The following is a 913-nucleotide window of genomic DNA, read 5'->3' on the forward strand; positions in this document are numbered from 1 at the left end:
GGACGATCGGCCCCACCGCCCCACCCCGACGGCCTCTCCCGGCACGGGTCCGGCCGAGGCACCGTGGAGACAACGGCCGACACCGAGCCACACCGGCGACCCAGTCGACCGACGCACCACCGGGAGAGGAACAAGGCCATGACACCGGACGCGACGCCGAGCAGCACACCCCGGGCAGCCACCGCCCGGACACCCGCCACCGCCGAGGCCCCGATGGTGACCGGAGCCGTCCTCGAACGGCTGATCTCGGCCGCCGCCGCCGCGCCCTCCATCCACAACACCCAGCCGTGGCGCTACCGGCTCGACCCCGACACCACCACCGTGGAAGTCCGCTCGGCACCCGAACGCGCCCTGCCGCACGCCGACCCCCGGCGCCGCGCACTGCACGTCTCCGTCGGCGCCGCGCTGTTCAACCTGCGGCTCGCCGCGCGCGACGCCGGCTTTGAGCCGCAGGTGCGGCTGCTGCCGGACCCGCTGGCCCACCCCGACCTGCTCGCCCGCGTCCACCTCGCCGCACCCCGCACGCCGCCGGCGGACGACCACGCCGCCGCACCGGCCGACCTGTACGCCGCGCTGTGGCGGCGCCACAGCAGCCGGATGCCGTTCTCCGGCCGGCCGCTCCCGCCCGAGCTGCTCGCCGAACTCGCCGAGGCGGCCCGCGCCGAAGGCGCCGTCGCCCACTTCCCGGACCCCGGGACCGTCGACCGGCTGCTCGCCGTCACGGCGGAGGCCGAGAGCCGCAACGAGGCGTCCGCCGGGCGGCGCACCGAGAGCCGGTCGTGGGTCCGCGCCGACGCGCCCGGCATCACCCCCGGCCGGGACGGCCTCCCCTTCTCCGCGCTCGGCCCGAAGGACAGCGCCGAGCGGCTGCCGATGCGGGCCTTCTCCGACCCGGGCCCCGGCGGACGCCCCC

At 78.0% G+C, this 913-nt stretch carries 1 pseudogene; it reads left to right on the top strand.

The features are described from left to right. Nucleotides 1–138: 138 nt before the first annotated feature. Nucleotides 139–913 (top strand): annotated as a pseudogene (locus GL263_RS27285) (hypothetical protein); the annotation flags it as partial.

The organism is Streptomyces durbertensis, assembly GCF_014156695.1.
Classification (GTDB): domain Bacteria; phylum Actinomycetota; class Actinomycetes; order Streptomycetales; family Streptomycetaceae; genus Streptomyces; species Streptomyces durbertensis.